This window comes from Leptospira johnsonii (assembly GCF_003112675.1).
Classification (GTDB): Bacteria; Spirochaetota; Leptospiria; order Leptospirales; family Leptospiraceae; genus Leptospira_B; species Leptospira_B johnsonii.
On the sequence record NZ_BFAY01000005.1, the window covers coordinates 17,225 to 43,284 of the forward strand.

Genomic DNA, 26,060 nt, shown 5'->3' on the forward strand with positions numbered 1-26,060 from the left:
ACTCTCAATCGCATTTTAAAATATTATCCCTGAAGGTGGACCAAACTTGTTTGGGAGAATGTCCCAACCATCTTGCATCCGTATATTTCCTATTTTCCCAGAGAATTTTTTTGCTATTATCTAAAACGTAGTTCCAAAGTCTTTCGCTGACGGATGAATTTCTATAGATGGAGAATAGCTCGTAAACTTCTTCAGGCGAAGTTTCCGAAGGAAAAGAGATCAAAACGTCGAAATGGATTTGGGAAACGATTTCCTGGTCTCTAATTTTCAGTTCTATCCATTTTCGGTCTTGCTCGATCGAATTAGAAAATCCGAATGTTTCAAGCTCGGTAGGTCGTTTTAATTTTCCGATTAAATAGTAATTCTCATCATTTTTATAAAGAATCGCTCCGCCTAAACGTCCTAAATACTGGATTTTCTCTTCGGATCTTAATTCTAAGATCTGTGATTCCTTTTTCTTAGGAGAAACTTCTAAAAATTGTAATGCCTTTAATGCGGTGGATACGGAAGAATCTTGGGGTTCGATTACTTCTTCTTTTTCTCGTTCGAAAATGGTGGTGCTAGTTTTTACGAATGCACCTTGTATTTTAGTGATATTTAGATTTGGAGAAGCGGATCCTTTTTCGATCCTGCTTGCCAAATCGTTTTCCGTTCTTAAGGAAACTGCTCTATTTTGTCCGGGTTTTAATGATCCGTCTTCTAAAGAATATTTGTTTCCGTAGCCTCTGGGAGTCACAAAGAAACCTTCATAGACAAAGGACTGCGAAGATCCGATGATAACTGTTGTATTCATTCCGATCTCGAATTCCAAAAAATGATCTAGATCGGAAAATTGAATATTCTCTTGTCTGCGATATGCGCTCTTTACGAGTGCGACCGGGGTTGTTCCAGGTCTGTATTTTTTTATGATACGAGCAGCTTCTACAATTTGTCTTTGTCGTCTACCAGAGGCAGGATTGTAGAGATTGATCACAAAGTCTCCTTTGGCTGCGGACTCGATCCGATTTTCGATAACAGTCCAAGGAGTCAAAAGGTCGGAGAGGGAGATCCTGGCGGAATCGTGAACCATGGGAGCTCCTACAAGAGAACCGCATGAGCTGTCTGCGCTAATTCCTGGGATCATTTTTATCTCAGGAGAATCTCCCTTTTTCCAACCTGTATTTCTTAAAACTTCAAAAACGAGACCTGCCATTCCATAAACGCCTGCGTCTCCCGAGGAGATCAATGTCACTGTCTGTCCTGACTTCGCAGACTCGACTGCAGTTTGGGCACGAGTGATCTCTTCTGTCATTCCTGTGCGGGTTACTTGTTTTCCATTTAGATGATGTTTTACTAAATTGATATAGGTAGTGTATCCTATTATAGAATCTGCTTCTTTGATGGCAGATAACGCGGCAGGGGTGATATGAGAATCATTTCCCGGTCCTATCCCTACAATATTCAATTTCCCTTTTGGAGTTTCGTTCATACTGTCTCCAAACGTTCTATGGGGCTTTCTGACCTGCTCGCAAATTTGATCCTTGAGATAGCGACGGTTAGATTTTTTCCGACATCCGTTTCTTTGTATTTCTGTTTTGTTACGAGTAATTTTTCTGAACCGGAAAGAAGAAGGGACGCAGCTTCGCTTACGGAACGAGTTCCCACATATTCGGAAGCCGCTTTAGAAATTTCTGAAATTCCCTCCACTTGGTCCAGTTTTTCAGCGGGGAAGGTTATAAATTCCCAGCCATATTTCTCGGAAATTTCTAAAAATGCAGGTTCTTCCTTCTTTGCATCGACACTTGCAATTGCCTTTATACTTTCAAAAGATAGATTATATTCTTTTAATACCTTTGTAATCCCGTTCTCAACCACTTCTGTGGGAATTCCCTTATCGCATCCTAAGCCTAATACCAAGGATTTGGGTCTGTATATCACTGAATTTGAATATATTTCCGGAGTTTCTGCTTTGATATCTGTTCGATCGCTTACAATTAATAGAATTTCATAATCTTTGGGATTCGTATTCTCTAAACTAATAGAGTATTCTACACCCTTGGGGAGATCTTTTTCCAAGGGCCAAAAATTTGGTTCACCCGTCTCTTGTACGAATAAAACCTTAGTTTCATTTACTACTGCAGCGCAGGCCCGGGTTACATTCCTGTCCTGATCCTCAAGTGTCCAACCCAGTTCTCTTCCTAAAATATCCACGGTCAAAGTTCCTGAAACATCGGAAGCGGTCGTGATCACCGGAATGTTTTCTAAGAGATCAGAAATTTTCTGAGTAAAAAAGTTCCCTCTTCCAACATGACCTGATAAAACGCAGATAGTGAACTTTGCTTGGTCATCTATACAAAGAACTGCGGGGTCCGTTTTTTTACTGACCAAAAGAGAGGAGATCATTCGGACAACAGCGCCTACGCTGATCACAAAAATATGGCAATCGTACTCCATAAAAGTTTCTCTCAATGTTGGTTCCATTGGAAGAGTTAAAAGTTTAGAGTCTTTCGGAGCTTCCGAAATGAATTTAGGAGAAACAAATAGATCCGCTTCTTTTAAGGAATGAAATAATTCTTTCCCTGTCTTTAAACCATGCTTGGTGATTACATAAATTGCGTAAGGTTTTCTACTCTGAATCATCAGAAATACCTCTTAGTACGCCTTTTCGTCTACGGATAGAAATGACAACCATGGAAAAGTAATCGCAGGTTTCGTTCTTGATGGACTCTATATTTTTTACGATCCTCTGACGGTCTGTGGTTCCATAAGAAACGTAAGTTGCATTTTCTAACATATTCTGCTCTTTTAATATTCTTATCAATTCAGGAACTACCTGTCCTACCTTGGTCAGAACGATCGTATCAAAATCTTGGATGAGCTTTTCTAGATCTTCCAACCCGTAGGTTGCAGGAAGGACACAAAATCTTTCTCTACCGTCTGCGAGAGGAGTGAGTAGACTTGCAGGTATTGCGGTAATGGAAGACACTGCCGGAACAATTTCAATTTCGATGCCTGGCCATCTTTCGGGAGCTTCTTCCAATAAATAACTCCAGGAGCTGTACACAGAAGGATCTCCTTGTGTGATGAAAGCAACATCCAAACCTTTTTCCAATCTTAGGCCTATTTCTTTGAATGCCTTATCCCAAGCTGGGACTAAGATATTCGGATCTTTGGTCATAGGGAAATGTAAGAATAATTTCTCTTGTGTTTCATTTTCTTGAACAACAGGAGAGCATACTCTCCAAGAAAAAGAAGGAAGCGATTCACTACTTTTGGGAATGGCGAGAACAGGAACAGAGTTCAGAACGTGGACAGCTCTGAGGGTGATTAGATCGGTTGCGCCAGGACCCACACCGACCCCGTATAGTTTTCCGTATTTTGTTTTTACATTCATAAAATGTATTACGATTTCCTAATTTTAAAGATATGGATCGGATTTAATGCCTCATATCTGAGATAATCGGCGAGTTTTTGTCCTCTGGAGATATTGATGAGGCTCACTTCTGGGATTAGGTCCATGTCCCTGAATGTCTTATAAGCTTCGGAAACATTATCTAAGGTAATCGCGTTTGCTACCAAACATCCGCCTGAGCCTAATCTTTCCCAAGAGAGTTCTATGATCTCTTTCATGTTTCCCTTGGAGCCCCCTATGAAAACACAGTCTGGAGAGGGGAGGTCGATCAACGCTTGAGGAGCTTTTCCATGTATTAAAAAAACATTATCCGTTTTATGGCTGAGAATATTTTGTTCGCAGATCTCGATTCCTTCCGGATCCACTTCAATCGCATATACTCTTCCTTCTCTGGCGATCCTTGCCGCTTCAATCGAAACTGCTCCTGAGCCTGCTCCAATATCCCAAACCACCGAATCTGCTCGGATTTCCAAAGCAGAAAGAGAAAGTATTCTGACTTCTTTTTTCGTGATCAGTCCTTTCTTAGGAAGACGTTTGGCATATTCTTCTTCTCCTAAAAAAGGAAGAAGTGGAGAAGGTTTCCAATTCGGATCTTTTCTTAGAAGAATTAATACATTTAAGTCGGAAATATTTTGGGTCTCCGCCAAGGTTTCCAATTCGAATTCACGGACCTTCTCCTCTTTTCCTCCCAAATTTTCACATACGAATGCTTTCCATTCTGTTTCAGAATAATGTAATAGATATTTTGCGATCTTAGAGGGGGAGTTTGACTCGTCTGTGAGACAAGCGACCTTGGATATACAATGTAATTTTGTAATGAATCCCTCGATTGGTCTGCCATGTAGGGAAATAAATGAGGCATCGTCCCATTTGACAGCAATTTTAGAAAAAGCGTTTTGGATAGAACTCGGAGCCGGAATGAATTCTACATGATCCTTTCCTACTTTTTTTAAGATCAGATTTCCGATTCCAAAAAAAAGAGGATCCCCCGAAGCAAGGACGCATATCGTATGCTCCGCAGAAAGTTCTGCAATCTTCTCCGCAGTTCGAACCACATCATTTTTGATAATGATCCTTTCCCCATCGAACTGTGGGAAAAAGTCCAGATGCCTTTCTCCGCCCGCAAGAACTCTTGCTCTTGCGACAGCACCCATCGCCTTACTGGAAAGTCCGACGCAGCCGTCGTCCCCAATCCCTATAACGGTAACAGCTTTCAAAATTTCTTCTCCGTAGAAAGAAGTAAGAGTGCATGTATGATGGAAACTGCGATGGTGCTCCCTCCCTTCCTTCCTCTAGTAAGTATGTAAGGAATGGAAAATTCGGATTGGAATTTAATATCTAATAATGCTTCTTTTGATTCCGCGGCGGATACAAATCCTACGGGAACTCCAATCACGAGAGAAGGTCGTGCACCTTCTTCTTGCACGAGTCTTACGGTCTCTAAAAGAGCAGTAGGTGCATTTCCAATCGCGATCACACTTCCATTCAAAAGTCCTAAATTAGCGGCCTTGCGCATGGACTCTATTGCTCTTGTTGAGTTATTTTCCTTCGCTCTATGGATCACTTCCGGATCACTGATGAAACTATAAGTTCTACAACCATAAGCGTCCAAACGTTCTTTGTTTAAACCTGCGATGATCATCTGAACATCACAAATGATCGGGCATCCATTTTTCAAAGCTTGGATGCCGTCTCTAATCGCATTTTCTTGGATCTTTGTTAGATCCCTATATTCAAAATCCGCAGTAGCATGTATGATCCTTCTAACAACTTCCCAGTCACCCGGAGGATGAGGATGATGTCCCGCTTCTTCATCTATGATGGCAAAGGAATTATTTTCGATTTCCCTTCCTAAAGAAGTCATTTGTCGCATATCGTTCATTTATTCCGCTTCTCCTTTGATTCCCCAGCCTTCCGGAGCCTCGAACTTTCCTAAAAGTGTTCCGTCAAAATCCACCATATAAGTGGAAACTCTTAAACCTAATCCGTGTTTAGAACAATTTTGGGAAACGATCTCGCAGATCCTGGTAGTGATATGAAAATGCCCGGATTCTTTACAAATATCTAATACATGTCTTGCTGTATTCGCCGCTTCTATACTGGAACAAACCGTTTCAGGGATTTCTAAAGTTCTTGCGATATTTGCAAGCATCTTAGTATTTACAGAAGATCCTCCTCTATGGGTCATCATTACGCCATCAGCCATCTTTGAGAGTTTTCCGATCATTCCCACTATGACCACATGGTGGATATCTTCTTTGATTGCAGTTTTGATCCCTGTTCCAATAAAGTCGCCGACTTGTATAAATGCGATTTCATTCATATTAGGAAGAAGGTCCATTGCGAACTTTTCGGACTTTCCTCCCGTAGTTAAGGTGATAGTTTGTTCTCCGTATTCTCTTGCGACTTGTATCGCCTGTATTACACTTGCCTTATATGCCGCAGTGGAATACGGTTTTACGATCCCAGTGGTGCCTAGTATGGAAATTCCCCCGATCAATCCCAGACGTTCATTCATTGTTTTTTTGGCCATCTCTTGGCCGCCTGGAACGCTGATGGTTACTTCTGCGCCTGAAAATGTGGAGCCTATCAATTCTTCTAAGATCATTTCCGTAATATTCTTTCTAGGCACCGGATTGATTGCAGGCTCTCCTATTTCTAAACCGAGTCCCGCTTTGGTAACTACTGCTACTCCTTCTCCACCTTTTAATACGATTTTGTTTTCTTGGTTAAGTTTTACTTCTGCAGTTAACTCCGCTCCATGAGTACAATCCGGATCGTCTCCTGCGTCTTTGATGATACTACAAACAGCGCTATCCTCGGATATCTCACAACGTTTTAGTTCGAAAATGACTTTTCTTTTATTTGGAAGAGTAGTTTCGATTTCCTTAATAGTTTGGCCTAAGATCAGAACTCGGGTGGCTGCTTTTGCCGCTGCGGCTGAGCAAGCGCCCGTAGTAAAACCTTCTCTTAGCTCTTTGGTTGCCATTTATACTCCGAGGCTTAAGTTAGGAGCAGGATTTCTCTGAGTATTAAAGAATGCTTCCATTCCTATCCTGGATTCTAATGTTCCCAAACGGACCAGTTCGGATCTTACTTCTCTAATAATATTTCCATCCCCGCTTAAAAATGCATTCTCCGGAACGGTGCAGTCTCCCAAAATCGATTTCAAAATTTCTAATACAGTTGAGATCCTATTTGGATCGGAAACGGAAGGGATCTGGAATATGTTCGGAAAATTTGAAGTCCCTTTGAAAAGATTTTTTAATTCTTTTTCAGAAAGAAAATCATCCTCTTTTGTTTTGAACCAAACAGCTGTTGTGCTATCTAAACGGCCTGAAAATTTTTGGGAAAGAAGAAGTCCCGCAAGAGAAGTGATCCCAGTATCCGTCGCCAGAATAAGAGAAAAACCGGGAGAAGGCCATGTTGGATCTCCTACAAATTTTCCCCAAGGCCCTGAATATTCTAATTCGTTTCCTAATTTCAATTCAGGAAGGATGCTAGATGCTTTTCCGGTACCTAAACGTTTAACGCAGATCTGAAAAGAATCCGTTTTGGAATCGGAAGACAGAATAGAATAGGCCCTCTTGATCGGTTTTCCTTCGCTATCGTTCCCAGTATTTAGAATAACGTATTGTCCTCCTACAAACTCAAAAGGAGATCCATCCGATCTTTCAAAACAGTAAATATCAGACGAAGGACTTACATTTTCCTTATGGACTAATTTGAGAAGTTTTTGGTTCAATGTTCCTCCTAAGACGGGTAGATCTCATGCACAAAGTCGTGCATTTCTTCTAAATCCAGATATAAGGTTTGGAATGCTTTGGCGGAATTTTTCAGATCGAGTTCCACTTTTTTTGTAAGGATGAGAAGAGAAGTATAATATCCCGATTTAGGATCTTTTGGTGTAAGCCCTGAAATTTTTTGTTCTAACTCGACCAAGCTTGCTTCGAAAAATCGGATCAGGTCCTCAAAATTATTCGCATTCGTCAATGATTGGATCGGTCCGGGGTAAGAAAGTGCTTCCGTTCCTATTTCATTTTTTTCATGTTGGATCACCGATTCATCCTTGATGCCAAGAACATTCATCATTCCTAATCTTAAAGCCGCAATTTCATGACATGCCATACTATATTCCTATTGCATAATATTATCAACTAAACGGGAAACCAATCTATCCTGTAAAAGATGCTCGGAAACCAGATCCTCTGCATCGTCGACGCTTACTTTTTGGTACCAAACTCCGTCCGGATAGACTACTACTACGGGACCTTCTCCGCATCTTCCCATACAAGAAGAACGGGAAATTTTAAAATCCAAATGTTTTCCCTGTACTTTCAAAATGGATCTTATCCGAGACACTAGGGCAGAACTTCCTTTGCTTGCGCAGTCTATATTCTCGCAAACAAATATATGTTTTTGTAAATTACGATGAGGGAATATATGTGGAGCTGCTTGGTTATGAGTTTCCAAATGACGGATACTCCAAAGAAGAGCCTTCAAACCTCCAACCTTTTTAGAAAGACCTGGAAGTTGTGCCCTGTATTCGCAGGTATCACAAGGAAGAGAGAATTTCCCGGAAATACAATCTTGGATCCTTTCATCCATAACGGAGAATAGTTCCGGATCCGGGCCAAGGTAGGAAGATAGCTCAGTTTTGATCCAAGGGAATTTTTCGGAGAAGTTTTGTACTAAGGAGGAGATCTTTTGGATCAACTTACCACCGAACAAAAAGTAGGGGACCACCAGAAGTTTTTCCGGTCTCAACTTGGAAGCCATCTCCAAAGTATCTTGAAGAAGAGGGCTGGTGATCCCTATGAAGGAGGGAAGAACAAAGGAGAAATGATTCCCTTCTTGGAATAATCGAACCGTTTTATAAAAATCGCCGTTTGCATCCGGATCAGAAGATCCTCTGTTTACAATGATCACTCCAGTTTTAGAAGATTGTTCTTTATTCGGAGGTAAAAATTCTTCTGCACGTTTTCTGAGTAAGGATACCATCTTAGAATGGATGCCTAAACTATTTGTTATTTTGAAAGAATGGTTAGGAAACTCCGACTTGATCCTATCCAGAACGATTGGAATATCATTTTTTATATGACCGGAAGTATATAAAAAAAGAGGAAATATAATAATATTAGAATATTCTTCGCTAAGTTCTCTCAGCGCAGTTTCAAGATCCGGTTTCGCTAATTCCACATAAGCGTGGGAAATTTTTAGATCTGGGCGGGTAAGCGAATAGGCCTCAACCAAGGAAACAAATTCCAAATTGGAATTTTCTTCCCTGCTTCCATGACCCAACACCAATACCGCGAGTTTAGGTTTCATTTGAATCCCAATACCTGTTTAGGTTTCCAGAGTAGAAAAAATAAAGACGATAATAAGAACCAGAAGATCAGATTTGTGAGAAGGGTTGTATATTCGAATTGAATTCTTAATTCTTTCGGCGCGGCAAAGTCCTCGGAAATTTTAGGAACTCCAAGGTAAAAGGGAAAACCTACAAAAAATAGGGCCGTTACTATTGCTAAGGTCCATTTTAATAGATTACGAATTTTTAAATAAGATAGAATGGTCTGAGACCCCAATGCGCCTGCTAAACTAGAACCGACACAAAGATACCACCAGGCCTGTCTTTCCGGATAGTCGTAAGCACCCGAGGCTCTACCTGGCAATTCGGGAGGAAGTCCTAAAAATGGGATCCCGAAGAAGATTAAAAATCCTCCGATAGTAAATAGAATACTTAGGATGATTGCCTTGGATAAGGATAGACTTTCAAAGAATCCGTTTAGAGGAAAGAAGGCAATCCAGATCGAGAGCAAAACTCCAAAAGAAATCCCTAATAGAGTAGAGCCGACGATAGTTCCCAAATTTCTCTTTTGAAAAAGACCTCCGCTCACAATTTCATCGGAAGTGTTAGTCTGTGCTTTCGCATGGGAATGAGTTTCTCCATGCCCATTAGAGTGGATATGCGTTTTGCCAGTATTTGAATTTTCAGATATGGATATGGATTTGGATTTGGATTTGGATTCAAACTTCTCTGCTTCTAAGATCAGCGGAAGATTCCATACACAAACCAATATCCCCAAAACGAAACCGGATACTAGGCCGACTAATAATCCGGTCTTTAAAAGATCAGAAAATCCTGATCTTAATGGCATGGAAATCCCGTGGAATGTCTGATATCATGGAAAGTATCGTGCAAATACACCATGGGTTCCAGGCCTACTACATAGATCATAGAAAAGGCAAGGAATACGGATAGAACCAGAATAGAACCTCGAAGCCATAATCTGGCTCTCGAAATATCCTTCGAAACGGAGATCGAGCGCATAAAAATCCCTCCTAAGAGATCTTCACCTAACAAGATATAAACGATATCTAGGTACAAAAGATTGCGCCTAAGCATCGTACGAACAAAATTAATTTGAGTTTAGTTACGGCCCGTCTTACATCCGAGACTGGATCACGTAGCTTCAGGATTTTTGTAAGGTCGTTTTCTGACTCGAGATCGTCCTACTCAGCACGTCTTCCCAGGTTTTACACCCAGTGACATCTTGTGCCTTTTGTCCCTCTTACAGCGGCGGGTACCGTGACGGAATTGCACCGTCTTCCCATAGATGAGACCATCTATGTTCCTACAAAAATTGTCTGAAATTTTAGGATCTATTTAGTTGAGTAATTTTGTATAGCCTTTTATTTCGCGATCGAATAAAAATATATGCACAACGCTTATACTTTCTGTTTTTTCTTGTCCAGTCTGGACTGAGCCGCTTTTAATTCCGAATCCGTAAGTTTAATACTGAATTCTGGAAAATGCCTGAATAGAAAATATTGGAGCCAAGAATCCCAGCCTGTGTATCCGATAAATTTTGAATTCGGGATCCATTTCAGAATTGCCTTTGCGACAGAAATGATCGAATGCACTCTATTTAATGCGGAACCCATTTCTATTTCCTTACTCAATTCAGGTTTGTCGGTATTCTCCTTTTCCAAACCTGGAGTGTCTGTAGTAGGTGGAAGAAATAATTTTACCTTCACTCCATGAAGCATCATCTCTTGGCGGAAACCTTGTGCAAAACCTACGATCGCAAACTTACTCGCTGAATAAGCTCCGTAACCATAGATGGAAAAGAATGCCAAGGTAGAGGCTAAGAATACGATCTCTCCGCTTTTTTGTTTGGCAAAATGGTCGCTAAATGCAAGTGCGCTGTTCACATGTCCAAAATAATTCACATCCATTAGGTTTCTGTAAACTTCGTCATCTAGGTCGGAAGCTTCTCCTGCTTTTGCAAAACCGCTGCTGCAGATCAAAAGGTCTAATCCTCCTAAGGTTTGGATTGCCTTTTTGGCTTCTTTTTCTAAAGCTTTCTTATCTGACACATCCAAAACTGCGTATCCAAAGACTGCTGTTGGAGCTCCAACAGCCTTCAATTCTTGGACTGTTTTTTCTAAGTTAGATTTTCCTCTGGCAGAAACGATTACACTTGCTCCTGCCTTCGCTAATTCGATTGCAATTCCTTTGCCTATGCCTGCGGAACCACCTGTTATAAATGCTTTTTTACCTTTGTATCTGCTGAATGACATGTTGAAAAATTCTCTTCGATGCGGGCAAGATTTCCCTTTTTAGAAAACTATTCAATCTAATTCGAAACTTTTTACGCAAAGAATTCGAGAACTTGTTCCAAAATCTTAAATTCCAGGTTTTGGTCCTAAAACAAATCTTGCCTTTTCATTCCCGTGATACTGAATACGGGAGAATTCAAGGCTCCAACAATGCAGGACATACCTTTTCTGGAAAATCTAAGGAAGAAGATCCCAAGTTTAGAAAAGAATTGGGATCGTTATACTTCCATGTTAAAAGAAAGGAAAGTCCCGGCAAAAACCGTGCTCATCAAAAGAGGGGTTTATACCAAAAACATTTTCATCGTTAAAAAGGGATGCTTACGGTTAAAATTCGAAGATAAGGGCAGGGATATCACGATCGCATTTTTTCCAGAGAACCGAGCAATCACTTCTATTCATAGTTATAGAGGAACTTACAAAGACAGTCAATTGAGTGTGGAGAGTATAGAACCGACAGAATTATTGATCCTGAGCGGAGAAGATGCAGAGATCATATATAAGGAGAATGAAGAAGTTCGGGGTTTTTTATTGGAGTATGTTGCTGAAAGGTTTGATACGTATATGAATTTGTTTTTGTCCAGGATCAGGGACAGTCCGGAGCAAAGGTATTTAAATTTGATCAAAGAACAACAAGACATCGCGAATCGTATTCCTCAGCATTATATCGCTTCTTTTTTAGGGATCACCCCTGTGTCCTTAAGTAGGATCAGAAATAGGATCTGGAAGGAACAAAAATAGATTTTTTACAAAATCTTATAAACGGAAGAATGTTCCGGATTTATTCTAATCCAAAACTGGGAGGTAAACTGAAAATTTCGTACCGGACCCAAGCTCACTTTCTACCTTGATCTTTCCTTTATGATTTTCTAAAATACCATAAACGATAGAAAGGCCTAATCCTGTTCCTTTTCCGGGTTCTTTCGTAGTGAAAAACGGATCAAATATTTTACGGATGGTTTTTCTATCTATCCCGGTTCCGCTATCCAAAATTTCAATCACCGCAGTCTTTTGGGATTGCTCCGGAGAAATAAAATCTCCTTCTTCCATTCTTAATCTTATGGAAAGTAATCCGCCGCTTGGCATGGCGTCTTTCGCATTTAAGAATAAATTCAGAAAAACCTGATGGATCTGATTATGATCCGCTTGGACCAGGATCGGATCTTGTGGAAGATCGGAAATAACTCGAATTGATTTAGGAAAGGTAGAAGCAGCTATATGGACCGCCTCTGAGAGTAGATCATTTACGATAGAAGGTTTAAGATCCGATTCTACCTTTCTTGCCAGGGTTAAAAGTTGTTTTATTAATGAAGAACCCCTTTCCGCAGTTTTTTTTATTATTTCAGAATATTGTAAGATCTTTTCAGGGTGTTCTGCATTCTTTTGTAAGAGAGTAGTGTAGCCTAAAACGACTGTTAGAATATTATTAAAATCGTGGGCCACTCCTCCGGCAAGGGAACCGATCGATTCCATTCTTTGGGAATGTATGAGTTGTTTTTCTAATTCATGGTGTTTGGTAATATCTTGGAACTGGATCGCAAAATAATTCGGATTTCCTATTTTGTTACGTATCAAAGTCACATCGATCTGGACCCAAAGATGATGTCCGTCCTTATGGATGTATCTTTTTTTCCTTTTAAAAGTAGAAGCCGGACCTTTTAAAAATTGGTCTCTGGATCGAATATCTTCTTCTAGATCGTCCGAATAAGTAATAGATTCGAAACTCATTCCGACCAATTCGTTTTCAGAATAACCTAAAATTTGAGAAAGCGCTGGATTTGAACTTATAAATCTTCCTTCCAAAGATACGATCGCAAATCCGTTTGGAGAATGGTAAAGTATGTTCTTGAACTGGGCCGCTTGGCAGAACCATTCATCCCATCCCATCTCCTTAGGTAAAAAATCCTTCTCCAAAAAACCGGAGGGCTGGTTTATTTTTGGAGGAATTTCATCGCAGTTTTGCATAACCTTCTCTTCCATAATCTTTCTGACAGAGAATGAGAAGGTTTTCGTCTTAACTATTGTTAATAAATTATGTATCCGTTTTAAAGTCCGTAAATGGATAAATCATAGTCTAACTTAATCTAGAGAATAAGTAGATCTCACACTTCTTTGAAAAAAGAAAGGAGAGGTCGAAAATTCGACCCCTCCTAAGGAAAGGATTGCCTTATAGGGAGGCGGAGACCATGAGATAAAAGAATTTAGAAGTGTCGTCGAATGTGTATCTTTTGTCTGGATCGGAAGCAAAAGGATTCGTCCTTTCGTTTCCAATCGCTTCTTTCGCCTTCACGAGGGAAAGCCCCATCCAGATAGAAACGGAATCAGTGTAATTATAGATCCAAGTGAAATCGTATTGATAGAATAACCTTCTTCCTAATCTGGAATTCTCATAAGAGAACTTATCGTTGGAATAGTTTTCTGTGCTTGCTCCTGTATTCGGAACTCCCGAAACTTTATACCAAGCATCTTGCAGATTTGCCTTTTGGGTATCGTAGATTGCAAACACGAACATTCCGTATTCCGTTTTGAGATTCGCTCTGATCGAATAGGATTTTATATTCTCGAAGCCAGCTATTAAGGATTGCCCATTCATAGTATTCCAGTTCGGAAAAGAACCTGCGATCTGAGGGAATAAACTCTGCCAAGTGCCGACCTTTGAATCGGATCTATTCGGATCTCCCGATGCATAAGTGTATCCTAAGCCTAGACGGATCCAATCATTGACCTTGATCCCGGTGTCCAAAGAGAGAAATCTTGTGTCATACTGCACCTTCTCCGTATAAATATTCTTACCGTTAGCGGCCTTTTGATCTAAGATGTCCCAATCCGCTTTTACTCTGTCCCCGGTCATTCCCGATTGCCATGCAGATTCTATGGTCCAGTCCCAAATCTTTCCGGCGGGTAAAAGGTTATTATTCGTTCTATTGGTGAATCTAAAACCTGTAGTCAATAGATCGTCTCTTTGTTTCAAACGATCATCAAAGTCGGTAGGATTCGGATTTGGGATCCATTTTTTAGAAACTCCGAACGCATATAGATCCAGATGAGCTTCCTCTCCAAACTTGATCGTATTATAAGCACCGAAAAAGTATGCCTGATCTATTGAGCCTTTGGATCTTCCATTACTTGTGGTCAAACCGTAAGGAGCATCGTATTGATTGGATAAGATTGTCCCAAATACATGTGATCTAAACCATTGAGAATCGTGCACAAATCTGACCCCATCGAATGCAAAGCCGGTATGAAGCCAATTTAACGGACCGACAATTTTCAGATCCCCAAATGCAAATACCTGTCTACCTACTAAAACGGAAACAGGAAGTTTATCAGTTTTTTTGAATACTATATAAGCTTCTCTAATATCAGTATTATTCCTGATGTTCGTATTATTAGATGTAGTTGGAGTCAAAGTGGTTCCGGCGCCAGTACTGAGTCCGTAAGTCCAGTTGCCGGCATTCTGAGGGGTCTGGCTTCCGCCCCAAAGTCTGCTATCCTGGAATGTAACTTTGATCGCATAATAGGGAGAAGGATCGAATAAGAACCAAAGCTGAGTGTTCTGTCCTACAAAAGAACTATAGTCATCCGTCTTTTTGTTGAAGTCAGGATTCTCTCTGGATTCGAATCTAGGACGCACAGAAACTCCTAGTTTTAGATTATCCAACCAAAACAGATCCGATTTTTGAGTATCTTTCATCTGTTCAGGAGTGACCAGAAGAGTTCTAAGATGATCTACAGGAATATTTCCTTTCCAGGGAGAGTTGTATTTAGGTTCTTGCTTCTTAGTTTTAGGGTCAGGACTTTCCGTCTTGTTCGTATCCGAAGAAGAAGGGAGAGGGTTCTGATTTGTTTCCTTCGCATTTTTATTCGGGTCTTCTTCCGAATACACGGGAATACCAATAACGATAGTTATTAAGAGAAATAGGAAATTAAGCTTTAGTTTCGGGAACGTATACATTCAAGAGCAGCCCACAGTAAAAGTATCTTTCCAAACCTTATAGCAATTAGTGTGCCAATATGGGAAAAATATATGAATGTTGAATAAAATGGCGGATAGGATCGATCTGCTGAAATTTGGATCGAGTGCTCTCTTTTTAATACGATTCAAATATGAGCGTACTGTAGAATATGAGTACGTTTTCTAGGAAAATTATTTCTGTAGTATCTTCGACGGCTCCGAATAAGAATAAATACATGCTTGTTTGCACTATTTATAGAAATAATAATACATTGGCATAAAATTTGCTTATTGAGAAATGATGTCTATATTCAGTTTTTTACGGAAATTGAATCCGTAATGCTCTATCAATTCCAATTCGAGTTCGTTATTGAAGCGAATAATACTCTTGGCGGTTTCTTCGAGTGAAACTAGCAATGGACCTTTTCTTCCTTCCTGGATCTCTTTTTGTAGATTCCAGAAGTATTTGCTATATTGGAGAGCCTTCTTCTTATCCGCTTGTTTACTTTCGAAAACTCTTTTGTAGATCGAAATTAATTCGCTCGGAGTTTTTATATTTATATCTACTTTTTTTAATTCGTAAGAAAAGTCGGGATCATTTCCGTTTTCGGAGGCTAGTTTTGTTTTTGAGATCACTGAAGGGAGAAGTTTAGAAATGTCTTCATAGATTGGAAATGCGGCAAAGATCCAATTCACAAGATTTAAGCAGGAAAGTTTTGCAGGAGATCTTTTGTATTCCGCCCAGACTTCCTCTAAAAAATCCGCTTGGGAATAGAAAAAAAACAAAATTTCATGCTCGTTCTTCTCTTTCATTTTTTGGGTATGAGCCTGGGGGACCGTTCGTATCCAAGGAATACTTTTTCTTTATATGCAGGATAAATGCCAGATCTAAAAAAGAAAGACAATTCGTTTCTGATCACTCTGAATCCTAATTCCAGTGTGTATTCTTCATTTCTTGGTTGGATGGAGCCGGGTTGACCTTTACAATATGAGTTTGTCGAAGATACTACATTGCAGAAATTCTATACAAACTGCCTTGGATCTAAGGATGAAGGAGTTCCTTCCCCTGGAAAACAGATCCAGGACGCCCGTATTTGGCCTGTTTTTCAAATAATCCAGGATCTGGCGTGATAATTGCATGAATATCGATATGCAAAACTCGGAAACCTTTCAGACAACCTGCCCGTATTGCGGGGTGGGCTGTGGCCTGAAAGTAGAAAAGTCCGGACCCCTGGATATTTCAGTGAGCGGGGATCCGGATCATCCTACAAACAGAGGGATCCTTTGTTCTAAGGGGATGAATTTGCATTATTCCACCATGGATAGGACGGATAGACTTTTATTTCCTATGATGAGGGAAGATCGTTTTTCTCCCTTAAAAAGAACCAGTTGGGAAAAGGCTCTCGACCTGGCAGCGGAAAAATTTAAAAGTTTTATCCGAGAATTCGGACCTGATTCCGTGGGTTTTTATGTTTCGGGGCAACTTCTAACTGAAGAATACTATATTATAAATAAGTTAACTAAGGGCTTTTTAGGAACAAATAATATAGATACAAACTCCAGACTTTGTATGAGTTCTGCAGTCACAGGGTATAAGATGGCATTCGGAGAAGATGCCGTTCCTGTTGGTTATGAGGATCTGGATCTTGCGGATTGTTTTTTGGTGGCAGGTGCAAATCCAGCCTGGTGCCATCCGATCGTATTCAGAAGGATTGAGGCGAGAAAAAGGGAAAATCCGAATATTAAATTGATAGTTGTGGATCCTCGCAGGACAGAATCCTGCGAACACGCGGACATTCATCTACAGATCCATCCCGGAACGGATATATATCTATTTCATGCAATTGCAAGAATTCTAATAGAGAAGGATTGGATAGATCCTAAGTTCATCCAGGATCACACGGAAGGTTTTGAAGAATTAAGAACGAAGACTTTCGAGATTTCAGTTCCGAAGGCGGCGGAGATCTGCGGGATCTCTCCTGAATTAATTTATCAAACTGCCGAGTACATCTCAAAATCAAAAGGTTTTATCAGCCTTTGGGCAATGGGTTTAAACCAAAGTGTGATTGGTGTAAATAAAAATTTAGCTTTGATCAATCTTTCTCTTCTTACTGGGCAGATCGGAAAACCTGGGGCCGGGCCATTCTCCTTAACGGGTCAGTCCAACGCTATGGGCGGAAGAGAAGTCGGCGGACTTTGTAATCTTCTTCCTGCTCATAGAGATCTGGAAAATCCGGCACATCGAAAGGAAGTCGCAAAATTTTGGGGAGTGGATTCTATTTCCGAGACTCCAGGTTATAGTGCGACTGAAATTTTTGAGAAGCTTGCCTCCGGAAAAATGAAGGCTATTTGGATCATCTGTACAAATCCAGCAGTCAGTCTTCCCGATGTGAGGGCGGCAGAGTCGGGACTTCGCTTGGCCGAGTTTGTGGTGGTTCAGGATATTTCTGCCGACTCGAGTGTGATCCCTTTTGCGGATCTTGTTTTGCCTGCTGCCGGTTGGGCAGAGAAGAAAGGGACAATGACAAGCTCCGATAGGAGTATTTCCCTTCTTCCCAAAATTTTGGAACCTCCAGGAGAGGCAAAAGCGGATTCTTGGATCATACAAGATTTTGCGAAACGAATGGGATTTGGTTCTTCTTTCAATTATTCGGACGAAGAAGAAATTTTTCTGGAACATTGCAGATTAACAGAAGGGACCAAGATAGATATATTAGGTTTAGATTATGAAGAAATTCGTAAATATAGAACTGTAAGATGGCCTTATCCTCATAAGGGGCATCCTGATAGTATACGATTATTCGGAGATGGAAAATTTTATAGAAAGAGTGAAAAGGCACGGATCCACTCAGTAAGATCCGAAGACGATTCCGAAAAGCCAGATGAGGATTTTCCTTTGGTGCTTACTACGGGCAGAATCAGGGACCAATGGCATACGATGACTCGGACAGGTAAGGTCAAAAAATTAAGAGAACATAGACCCGAACCATTTTTAGAGATCCATCCGGACGACGCTTACAAATACGATATCAAAGATGGAATGGTAGTGACCATTTCGAGCAAGAGAGGAACTGTTCGAGCAAAAGCACTTCTGACCGAATCTATCAAACGAGGTGTTGTCTTTTTGCCGATGCATTGGGGAAGAAAGAATGGAACCGATATATTCAGATCCAATAATCTCACAAGCTCCGCTTCAGATCCGCTTTCCAAACAACCTGGTTTTAAAATTTCTGCGGTCCGTATTACTCCTTATAAAAAACCTAAGGAGAAAATACTAATCGTAGGTGGCGGAACCGCTGCTTACGCATTCTTAAAGCAATATAGGGATCTTGCTCCAGGTGATGATATTACTGTAATGTGCAGAGAAGAAAACCCGTTTTATAATCGGGTGCTTCTTCCTGATTATATCGGAGGGGAGAAGGAATTCGACGATCTAATGCCTCTCGATCCGGAAGAAGTTAAATCCTGGAATCTGGATCTATTTCCAAATAAATCCATTCAAATGATCTATACGGAAGGGAAGAAGGTCCGCGATACGGAAGGAACATTATATTCTTATAATAAACTAGTGCTCGCCATGGGGAGCTCTCCTGTCTGGCCTGCAAAGGTCCCTCCTGAAATGCAGGGAGTATTCAGTTTAAGAAGTAAATCGGATGCGGATCGTATTAAGGGGTTTTTTGTCCCAAAATCCCATGCATTGATCGTGGGTGGAGGACTTTTAGGATTGGAACTTGCGGCCGCTTTAAAAGGTGTGGGCGTGCAGGTGACTGTTCTTGTCAGATCCGATCGTTTGATGTCCCAAAAGTTAGATAAGATTGGAGCGGAAATATTAAAGGAAGAGATTTTATCTAGAGGAATAGAATTAATATTTGAATGTGAAATTTCTAAGATAGAAGGAACGGAAAGAGTTTCCAGAGTCCAGCTCACAAACGGGAATTTTATAGAACCGGATGGGATCATCTTCGCAATCGGGACCAAGCCGAATTTTGAGATCGCAGTGAAAGGCGGATTGGATTGTAATAGCGGAGTTGTGGTGGATTCCTTTTTAAGATCAAGCGATCCTGATGTTTACTGTATAGGAGAAATTGCGGAACACAAAACCGGAACTTACGGAAATATTTCCGCCGTGGATGATCAGGCGAAGGTTGCGGCTCAACATTTATTCGGTTATGCGTTTAACGAATACACAGGTTCCTTACATGCTCATATCTTGAAAATCCCCGGATTGGAATTGGCTAGCATCCGGCTCCCGGATATTCCTATGGAAATCCCTAAAGAAAAAAGGGGAGAGTTCGAGGAGATTATATTCTTAGATCGTAAAAAACGTTTTTATAAAAAATGTATTATCCGAAACGACAGATTGGTAGCCGCCATTTTGATCGGAGACAAATCTTCTTTTAGTAGAATGAAAGACTGGGTTTCTTCGGGGATAGAATTGGGAGATCGCAGGAAACATCTTCTGAACGACGGAGAGATGATGAAACCTCTCCAAGGAAGAGTGGTTTGTTCTTGCAATGGAGTGGGTGAGGGGAATATCAAAGAGGCCATCCGGGATGGAGAAAAAACCCTGGAGTCAATCGGCCGGAGAACAGGTGCCGGAACTGGATGCGGAAGCTGCCGTTTGGAAGTAAGTACGATCCTCAAGAGTATGCTAAAGGAAGCCTAAAAGATCTCAATCCAGTTTGAACTTGGATGCCGCCAACAAAGCTTCTGCTCTCAGTTTGTTTCCATTTTTATAATGTAGTTTGCTTAAATGTTCCAAATTTTTGGAATGATTCGGATCTCTCATAAGAAGAACTTCTCCGAAATCGATCGCCTTCTCGTAATTTCCAAGTCTTGCAAGTGCATAGGAAACCCAAAGGTAGACCGAGCTATCGTCCGGATATTTTTCCAAATACTTTTGCCCTTCCGATCCAACGTAGATATAATCCTTTTCTTCTATCGCATTTCTGAGAGCTTTTCTGCGATTTGATTTCTCGGAAATCGCATCCGGAACTGGTTGGTTTTGGAAAGGATCGTCTAGGATATCTGCGACTGAAGTCATTTCTTCCTTATAAGAAATCCTTACAAGGCTTAAGTCGTCAATGATATCTCCTCTGGAGCGGATAAGCGCTTCTATTTGGAGTAGTTCGGCTTTCGCTTCTTCTACATCTTTTATAAATGCTCTTTCGTCTTCGTTGATGATCTGATTCCCGTCTTCATTAATCCCAAGTTGCACGTCATCTCTTCCGTCGGAGCCGATCAGGATGACATCATTCGGTTTGAGTTGGAGTGTTTGGACTACGAATACTTCGTCCGGATCTTCCACTCCTACTTTTCTCAACATTCCGTTTTCAGATAGGAAATCCGCTCTTCCATCCCTGTACATCACAACTTGAGGATGTTCCGCATTTATGAAATACATGAGGCCTGATTCCTCATCCACGATACCTACTACCATGGAGATCAACATTCTTCCATCAAAGGAAACGAATACACTCTTCAGTTCATGATAACATCTTTTTAACCAATGTTCCGGGAAGAGTTCCTGCATCTCTGCGGTGTTTTGAGTTCTTGTGACAATAGTCTTAAAAATGGTCCCCATGATGAGGGCTCCACCGGCTCCCTGCATGGATTTGCCCATCGCATCTCCATTGAAGAAAACTAATACAGGTCTCCCTTTTAATTTCAGGGAATATACTGCGCATAAGTCCCCGCCTAGTTCTCCTTGCCAATTCCTGAACTGGAATCGTTTCTTTTGACGGCAAAGTATTTCAGCTCTTACTATATCGCTATGTCCATAATTTCCTGCTAATGGTTGCATTAACTGAGAAGTTAAGAAATAATCACCGTCTTGTTGGTGTTTGAGTTCTTTGATCTCTGTTAGGCTTTTTTGAAGGTCGTTCGTTCTTTGACGGACCTTCTCCTCAAGACTCGCATTCAACTCTTCCACTTCGTTGTGAACTCGAACGAAACGGTTGGCCAATATGAATGCAATCCCTAAGATGAACGCCAGGAAGGTAAAAGGCATGATCAATGCGGAATTGATGAGTCTGTTTGTTACCGCATAGTCGTGCACACCACCGAGAGCGATCAATGCAACGCCTCCCAAGAGTAACCTTGCGTCTGAGTTCCCTTTCCAGGCGGACCTTCCCGTAATAAATGAAATATAAGGAAGGACAAAAACTACCGTGAGTCCGGCGGCTACTGTAAGTAATAAATCCCGAATATACTGATTTACGAATATATCTAAAAAAGCTACGGATCCGTAGAGGGCAGCCGAATAGATTGCGAATTTTGGATGTTTTCCCTGGAAGAACCTTGTAATAAATAAAAGAAGGCTTCCGATGAACATCATCAGGGAAAATTGGTCCACCTTGGACTGCAATTGTCTATGAGAACCGAAAAGTATTTCTGCAGTGGAATTATTGGTAAGATGGAATATGGAGAAGAATATCGCAAACAATCCAAAATACAAATTGAATATATCGCTTGGTCTTCTTACCGCTAAAAGAAGATGATAGAGTCCAACGCTAATGTAAACCGCTGCTAATAAAAATGCGACACTCAACTCTAATCCGAATTTTTTAAAAATGGATTCTGAAAGACCTAAAGAAATTTCTGGTCCACTCCAATGGAAAGGTTTTCCCGGAATTGTACAGATCTTTGCGTAGATAAAATTTTCACCGCCTGGACGAAATGCTCCTGCAGGAAGTACAGATATAACTCGGCCGTCTTGTCCTGAGAGATATGGATCTCTTCTTCCTGTTTTTCCTATCAGACCTAATTTAGAAGTTTCGTTTAGATAAAATTCTGCGAAATCCGAACTGTGACCGGAGTCGATTGCAACCGAGGTCTGCTGGTTCATCAAAGCGCGGACCTTCTCCGGTAGCGCATGACGTATAGAAATACATCCGTCAAATTTTTGGTAAACATCGTCCGAACTAAAATCAAACGGAACGGTGATCTTAGTTCCTTTTTTGAAATCAGGATTTGTATTATTGTCGGAGATAAATTCCCATTCTCCGTTCAGGGAAAGAATAGAATCTTCAGCGATCCAGGAGGCTCTCTCACAATTGCCAAAGGAAAAAACTAGGCAGAATATAAGAAGTTTTTGTGCGACAAATCTGTGTAAATTAGATGGAATGATAAATTTCAGTATGGTCATTACGTATTCTGATAAAAAGTCAGCTGCAGGGTATAATACCCCAATTTATTGGCAAGAGCTAAATCCTAAGACGTAGCATGATTGTAATTTTCGACCCGGAAAGGTCGGAAAATTATTGAAAACCAAAAATATCTTAACGTGTAAATCTTTCGGTGAGCAATTCGACTCTTTTGTGCAATACTTTCGTTTTTGGAAGGTCTGCCGTTAGTCCTTCTAAGGCGAGGAAAAACACTTTTGCGCTTTCTTTGTCTCCTAATATACGTTCTGCAAATTTAATGATCTGTCTTTCGTATTTTTGGGTACTCTTAGGAGATAATTTAGAACAGGTTTCATAAAATTCCGCAGTTTTGGGCCTTCCTTCTATTTTAGACCAGGGCTCGATCAATATCAGTTCGCAGACGCGTAGAAGTTTTTGTTGCGGAGAAATATTTTGATACAGAACTTTCTCAGCTTCTTCGTAACTTCCTGCCAAGGTATAATCGAAAATCCCTTGGAAAAGATCTTCTTTGTTCTTGAATTTTAGATAGAGAAGAGGACGGGACAAATTCGCCTGTTTGGCGACATCATCCATAGAGGTTTTGGAATATCCGAATTGGAGAAAACAATCTAAGGCTGCGTCTAAAATTTCCTTTTTCCTTTCTTTGTCTACAAGGACTGTCTTCCGAGTCATAAGATTATTTGACAAATTTATAAAAAAATGTCAACTTTATAAAACTTCCCAGGTCTGAAATGTTGACAACTTTGATTTAAATTGTCAAAATGTAAGAATTATATCTGCCGGAGATCCCGGAGATCCCGGAGATCTGTTCTGAAATAGGAAATGATATAAAATGAAGAATGCGCATAATTCTCGAAAATGGTTTTTCCCGATACTGATCTTCTTTTTGGCGGGATCCTTTTTTTATACCTGCCAGGCAATGGGAAAAAGAGCAGAAGGAGAAAGACTGATCAGAATGCAGAGTTCCCCCCAATGGAAAGAAGGGCAATTTGTGAATCCACAACCTCTGATTAACGATTTCTGGGCGGCTCTTGGCAGTATGTTCCGTCCGAGTCCTGAGGTAGACCCTAAGGGCCCTGTGCCGGTTGTTTATATTGAAAAATCAAGATTTTCTAAACTACCTGAGTCGGGTTTAAGGGTTACATGGTTTGGACATTCCTCTTCGTTGATAGAATTGGATGGAGTTCGGATCTTAACCGATCCCGTTTGGTCGGAAAGAACTTCTCCTTCTTCTTGGATCGGTCCTAAAAGATGGTATCCTCCTTTGATCTCTTTGGAAGATCTTCCTGAAATAGATTTGGTATTAATTTCTCATGACCATTATGATCATATGGATTTTGGGACAATCTCTAAATTGAAAGACAGGAACATTTTGTTTGTGGTTCCTCTCGGTTTAGGAGCGAATCTTTCTTATTGGGGAGTTCCTGATGCGAAAATTATAGAATTGGATTGGTGGGAAACGAAGAAGATCAAAGATCTAGAGATAGTAAGTACACCTGCAAGACATGCTTCCGGCAGATATCTTTTAGACAATGATGAAAAACTTTGGTCCAGTTATGCGTTAATAGGACCAAAACATAGGGTGTATTTTTCGGGAGATACAGGTTTATTCCCTAAGATGAAAGAGATCGGAGAGAAATACGGACCTTTCGATCTAACTATGATAGAGACAGGTCAATATAACCAAGCCTGGCCAGATTGGCATATTGGACCTGAGCAAGCGGTGATCGCTCATACTCAACTTAAAGGAAAGGTTCTACTTCCGATCCATTGGGGACTATTCGCTCTTGCTTCTCACGGCTGGACGGAACCTGTGGAAAGAGTTTTAGAAAAATCTAAAGAACTCGGGGTTACCGTTATCACTCCAAAACCTGGAGAAAGTGCGGAACCTGATTTACAAAAGGATTATATAGCTTGGTGGCCTAAACTTCCTTTTAAGTCCGGCAAGGAAGATCCTATCTTATCCAGCCAACTGGAAGAGATCACTGCGAGTGCGAGGTAATCAAATGAAATTAAGAGTAATTATTACAGGTTCCACAGGAATGGTGGGAGAAGGCGTTCTACTCGAATGTTTGGAAGATCCGAATGTGGAACAGATACTTTTATTGAATAGAAAACCGTATGGCATCAATCATCCAAAGGTGGTGGAAGTCCTACATTCTGATTTTTCGGATATTTCTTCGATCAAAGACAAATTGAAAGGTTATAATGCCTGTTTTTTCTGTTCTGGAGTTTCTTCCATAGGCTTAAAGGAAGACGAATTTTTTAAACTCACTCATACATTGACATTGAATGTGGCAAGTACCTTGGCTTCTCTAAATCCTAATATGAGCTTTTCTTATATTTCGGGAGCGGGAACGGATAGCACTGAAAAAGGAAAAACTATGTGGGCGAGAGTAAAAGGCAAAACTGAGAATGATCTATTAAAACTTCCTTTTGCAAAAGTATATAATTTTCGTCCAGGTTATATGCATCCAACCCCGGGAGCAAAAAATACTTTATCCGCTTATAAGTATATTGGTTGGGCTTTTCCCGTTTTAAGAACGATTTTTCCTAAACGTGTTTCTACTTTGAAACAACTTGCGCTTGCAATGATCCGCGCGAGCGCTGAGGGTTATAGTAAGAACACTGTAGAAGTGGAGGATATTTTGATATTAGCCGATTCCAAAATTTAGATTTGGTTTTTATGAATACGACACTTCTTTCGAGTTAGTCATAAAGAAAAATGGACCGGTTCCCCATAGCTATTTTAGGGAACCGTGTTAATGTTAAAGAATTAATATTTAGATCTTTCTATCTTGAATTCTTTCCAGCCTAAATATAAATTTCCTAAACCGGATACAAAAAAGCCTACGCCTGTCCAGAAGATGATCGTAAATATTCCGATCAAAGGATAGAATAATACAAATATCGCGAAAAGTAGGGTGGAAATTCCTAAGACAAGAACATAGCCCCAGTGAGAATTCCTAAGTCTTCGTATCTCTATCGAAAAGGATATAAGGGAAATTGATCGAAAGATAAGTAAGAATCCAAATATAAAAGGTAGTGTGACTGCAGTTATCTCTGGGTGAATGAATAATAGAGAACCGATCAGAACGTCTAAGATTCCAACTACTAAATTCCAGATGAATATTTCCGCATATTTCCTGTTATATAATGAAAATATGATATGGCTTACTCCGGTCGCGGCCAAGATGACCGAAAATGCGAGGGCCAATACTAAAAAGCTTTGTCCAGGAAATAGGATTGTCAAAATTCCCGTTGTGATCCATAGGATGCCGACTAGTATTTGAAGCCACCAATGTTTAGATTCTTGTATTGTTATGTTTGTCATGATGTGTTAATCGATTATACAGATTGAAAAAAATCGGCGAATCGGAACTAACTCGCCGAGTATTCAGCTCTTGTTAGTCGCTTTTTAATTTACTCCGATTTTTACGGGTTTTTTCGGAGCTTCTAATTCCTTCTTGGGAATTGTGAGTTTTAACACGCCATTATCGTATTTAGCGCTGATTTGATCCTTGATCGCGTTATCCGGAAGCGTGAATGTCCTGCTAAAAGAAGAATAATTGTATTCTCTTTTGCTATAGGACTTATCCTCTTGCTTGGATTCAGATTTTTTCTCGGCGCTTACGGTCAGCTGATCACCCTCTAAATCGATCTTAAAATCCCCTTTTTCCAATCCTGGAGCTGCGAAATCCATTTCATATCCGTCCTTAGTTTTTACTACGTTAACCGCTGGAATATGCTGGAGGGTAGTTTTGTTCAATAGCTCGTTCCAGGACTGGAAGAAATGGTCCAAATTGGAAAGGTTCAGAAAATGATCTGTGGGTTTGGTTATACTATTCATCGCGAATACTCCTGAAAACGTTTTAGACCAATTTTCTCGATCAGTCAACGGCCGAAGGGGAAAACGGCACGATCTAAAAGTAAAAAGCAAACATACAGG

The 26,060-nt window shown here is 40.5% G+C and carries 23 protein-coding genes and 1 riboswitch; of the genes, 4 read left to right on the forward strand and 19 right to left on the reverse strand.

What is annotated here, in order from left to right:
* Nucleotides 1-4: 4 nt before the first annotated feature.
* The 12 genes from cobJ to LPTSP_RS01400 all read right to left on the reverse strand — a co-directional run bounded on the left by cobJ (nt 5) and on the right by LPTSP_RS01400 (nt 10,975).
* Nucleotides 5-1,468 (reverse strand): precorrin-3B C(17)-methyltransferase, encoded by a 1,464-nt coding sequence (gene cobJ / locus LPTSP_RS01345; RefSeq protein ID WP_108927059.1) that lies wholly within the window; start codon nt 1,466-1,468, stop codon nt 5-7.
* The gene (locus tag LPTSP_RS01350) at nt 1,465-2,619 is read right to left on the reverse strand and encodes a cobalt-precorrin 5A hydrolase (RefSeq protein WP_108927060.1); all 1,155 of its coding nucleotides are present in this window, start codon (nt 2,617-2,619) and stop codon (nt 1,465-1,467) included. The genes cobJ and LPTSP_RS01350 overlap by 4 nt, the downstream gene beginning before the upstream one ends.
* Nucleotides 2,606-3,373, reverse strand: a complete 768-nt coding sequence (gene cobI, locus LPTSP_RS01355) for a precorrin-2 C(20)-methyltransferase (RefSeq protein WP_108927061.1) — start codon at nt 3,371-3,373, stop codon at nt 2,606-2,608. The genes LPTSP_RS01350 and cobI overlap by 14 nt, the downstream gene beginning before the upstream one ends.
* A gap of 8 nt (nt 3,374-3,381) precedes the next feature.
* Entirely contained in the window at nt 3,382-4,608 is a 1,227-nt protein-coding gene (gene cbiE, locus LPTSP_RS01360; protein ID WP_108927062.1) for a precorrin-6y C5,15-methyltransferase (decarboxylating) subunit CbiE, read from the reverse strand.
* Complete coding sequence (locus LPTSP_RS01365) at nt 4,605-5,273, reverse strand: precorrin-8X methylmutase (protein WP_108927063.1); 669 nt, start codon at nt 5,271-5,273, stop codon at nt 4,605-4,607. The genes cbiE and LPTSP_RS01365 overlap by 4 nt, the downstream gene beginning before the upstream one ends.
* Entirely contained in the window at nt 5,274-6,380 is a 1,107-nt protein-coding gene (locus LPTSP_RS01370; protein WP_108927064.1) for a cobalt-precorrin-5B (C(1))-methyltransferase, read from the reverse strand.
* A complete protein-coding gene (locus tag LPTSP_RS01375; RefSeq protein WP_108927065.1) occupies nt 6,381-7,136 on the reverse strand; it encodes an FAD-dependent oxidoreductase in 756 nt (251 codons plus the stop codon). It abuts the gene before it with no gap.
* Nucleotides 7,137-7,144: 8 nt separating this feature from the next.
* Nucleotides 7,145-7,519 (reverse strand): DUF3209 family protein, encoded by a 375-nt coding sequence (locus tag LPTSP_RS01380; RefSeq protein WP_108927066.1) that lies wholly within the window; start codon nt 7,517-7,519, stop codon nt 7,145-7,147.
* Between the two features lie 9 nt (nt 7,520-7,528).
* A complete protein-coding gene (locus tag LPTSP_RS01385) occupies nt 7,529-8,719 on the reverse strand; it encodes a CbiX/SirB N-terminal domain-containing protein (protein ID WP_108927067.1) in 1,191 nt (396 codons plus the stop codon).
* The gene (locus LPTSP_RS01390) at nt 8,716-9,549 is read right to left on the reverse strand and encodes a CbtA family protein (RefSeq protein WP_108927068.1); all 834 of its coding nucleotides are present in this window, start codon (nt 9,547-9,549) and stop codon (nt 8,716-8,718) included. The genes LPTSP_RS01385 and LPTSP_RS01390 overlap by 4 nt, the downstream gene beginning before the upstream one ends.
* Nucleotides 9,540-9,722, reverse strand: a complete 183-nt coding sequence (locus tag LPTSP_RS01395) for a CbtB domain-containing protein (RefSeq protein WP_108927069.1) — start codon at nt 9,720-9,722, stop codon at nt 9,540-9,542. The genes LPTSP_RS01390 and LPTSP_RS01395 overlap by 10 nt, the downstream gene beginning before the upstream one ends.
* A 139-nt stretch (nt 9,723-9,861) precedes the next feature.
* Nucleotides 9,862-10,045, reverse strand: a riboswitch (cobalamin riboswitch).
* A 75-nt stretch (nt 10,046-10,120) separates the two neighbouring features.
* Nucleotides 10,121-10,975: an SDR family NAD(P)-dependent oxidoreductase gene (locus tag LPTSP_RS01400; protein ID WP_108927070.1), complete on the reverse strand. Its 855-nt coding sequence runs from the start codon at nt 10,973-10,975 to the stop codon at nt 10,121-10,123.
* A 189-nt stretch (nt 10,976-11,164) separates the two neighbouring features.
* Between LPTSP_RS01400 and LPTSP_RS01405 the strand changes: the two genes are divergently transcribed.
* Entirely contained in the window at nt 11,165-11,752 is a 588-nt protein-coding gene (locus LPTSP_RS01405) for a Crp/Fnr family transcriptional regulator (protein ID WP_108927071.1), read from the forward strand.
* Between the two features lie 45 nt (nt 11,753-11,797).
* Here the strand turns inward: LPTSP_RS01405 and LPTSP_RS01410 are convergent, their stop codons facing one another.
* The 3 genes from LPTSP_RS01410 to LPTSP_RS01420 form a co-directional block, all read right to left on the reverse strand.
* On the reverse strand, nt 11,798-12,976 hold the full coding sequence (locus LPTSP_RS01410; RefSeq protein ID WP_245915440.1) for a two-component system sensor histidine kinase NtrB: 1,179 nt from the start codon (nt 12,974-12,976) through the stop codon (nt 11,798-11,800).
* A 202-nt stretch (nt 12,977-13,178) separates the two neighbouring features.
* Nucleotides 13,179-14,966 (reverse strand): alginate export family protein, encoded by a 1,788-nt coding sequence (locus tag LPTSP_RS01415; RefSeq protein ID WP_108927072.1) that lies wholly within the window; start codon nt 14,964-14,966, stop codon nt 13,179-13,181.
* Nucleotides 14,967-15,254: 288 nt separating this feature from the next.
* Nucleotides 15,255-15,779 carry a hypothetical protein gene (locus LPTSP_RS01420; protein WP_108927073.1) on the reverse strand — a complete coding sequence of 175 codons (525 nt, stop codon included), beginning with the start codon at nt 15,777-15,779 and terminating at the stop codon, nt 15,255-15,257.
* Between the two features lie 337 nt (nt 15,780-16,116).
* On the opposite strand from LPTSP_RS01420, the gene LPTSP_RS01425 reads away from it, so the two are divergent.
* Nucleotides 16,117-19,632 carry a nitrate reductase gene (locus LPTSP_RS01425; RefSeq protein WP_174704419.1) on the forward strand — a complete coding sequence of 1,172 codons (3,516 nt, stop codon included), beginning with the start codon at nt 16,117-16,119 and terminating at the stop codon, nt 19,630-19,632.
* 6 nt (nt 19,633-19,638) lie between these two features.
* Here the strand turns inward: LPTSP_RS01425 and LPTSP_RS01430 are convergent, their stop codons facing one another.
* Together LPTSP_RS01430 and LPTSP_RS01435 are read right to left on the reverse strand one after the other, a co-directional pair.
* Complete coding sequence (locus LPTSP_RS01430) at nt 19,639-22,113, reverse strand: SpoIIE family protein phosphatase (RefSeq protein WP_108927075.1); 2,475 nt, start codon at nt 22,111-22,113, stop codon at nt 19,639-19,641.
* Between the two features lie 133 nt (nt 22,114-22,246).
* Nucleotides 22,247-22,783 (reverse strand): TetR/AcrR family transcriptional regulator, encoded by a 537-nt coding sequence (locus LPTSP_RS01435; protein WP_108927076.1) that lies wholly within the window; start codon nt 22,781-22,783, stop codon nt 22,247-22,249.
* 160 nt (nt 22,784-22,943) lie between these two features.
* Here LPTSP_RS01435 and LPTSP_RS01440 point away from each other — a divergent pair, with 160 nt between their 5' ends.
* A complete protein-coding gene (locus LPTSP_RS01440; RefSeq protein WP_108927077.1) occupies nt 22,944-24,113 on the forward strand; it encodes an MBL fold metallo-hydrolase in 1,170 nt (389 codons plus the stop codon).
* Between the two features lie 4 nt (nt 24,114-24,117).
* A complete protein-coding gene (locus tag LPTSP_RS01445) occupies nt 24,118-24,786 on the forward strand; it encodes an NAD-dependent epimerase/dehydratase family protein (protein WP_108927078.1) in 669 nt (222 codons plus the stop codon).
* A 101-nt stretch (nt 24,787-24,887) separates the two neighbouring features.
* Here LPTSP_RS01445 and LPTSP_RS01450 read toward each other — a convergent pair whose 3' ends face one another.
* Together LPTSP_RS01450 and LPTSP_RS01455 are read right to left on the reverse strand one after the other, a co-directional pair.
* Complete coding sequence (locus LPTSP_RS01450) at nt 24,888-25,445, reverse strand: HdeD family acid-resistance protein (protein WP_108927079.1); 558 nt, start codon at nt 25,443-25,445, stop codon at nt 24,888-24,890.
* Between the two features lie 84 nt (nt 25,446-25,529).
* Complete coding sequence (locus tag LPTSP_RS01455) at nt 25,530-25,961, reverse strand: Hsp20/alpha crystallin family protein (protein WP_108927080.1); 432 nt, start codon at nt 25,959-25,961, stop codon at nt 25,530-25,532.
* Nucleotides 25,962-26,060 lie beyond the last annotated feature (99 nt).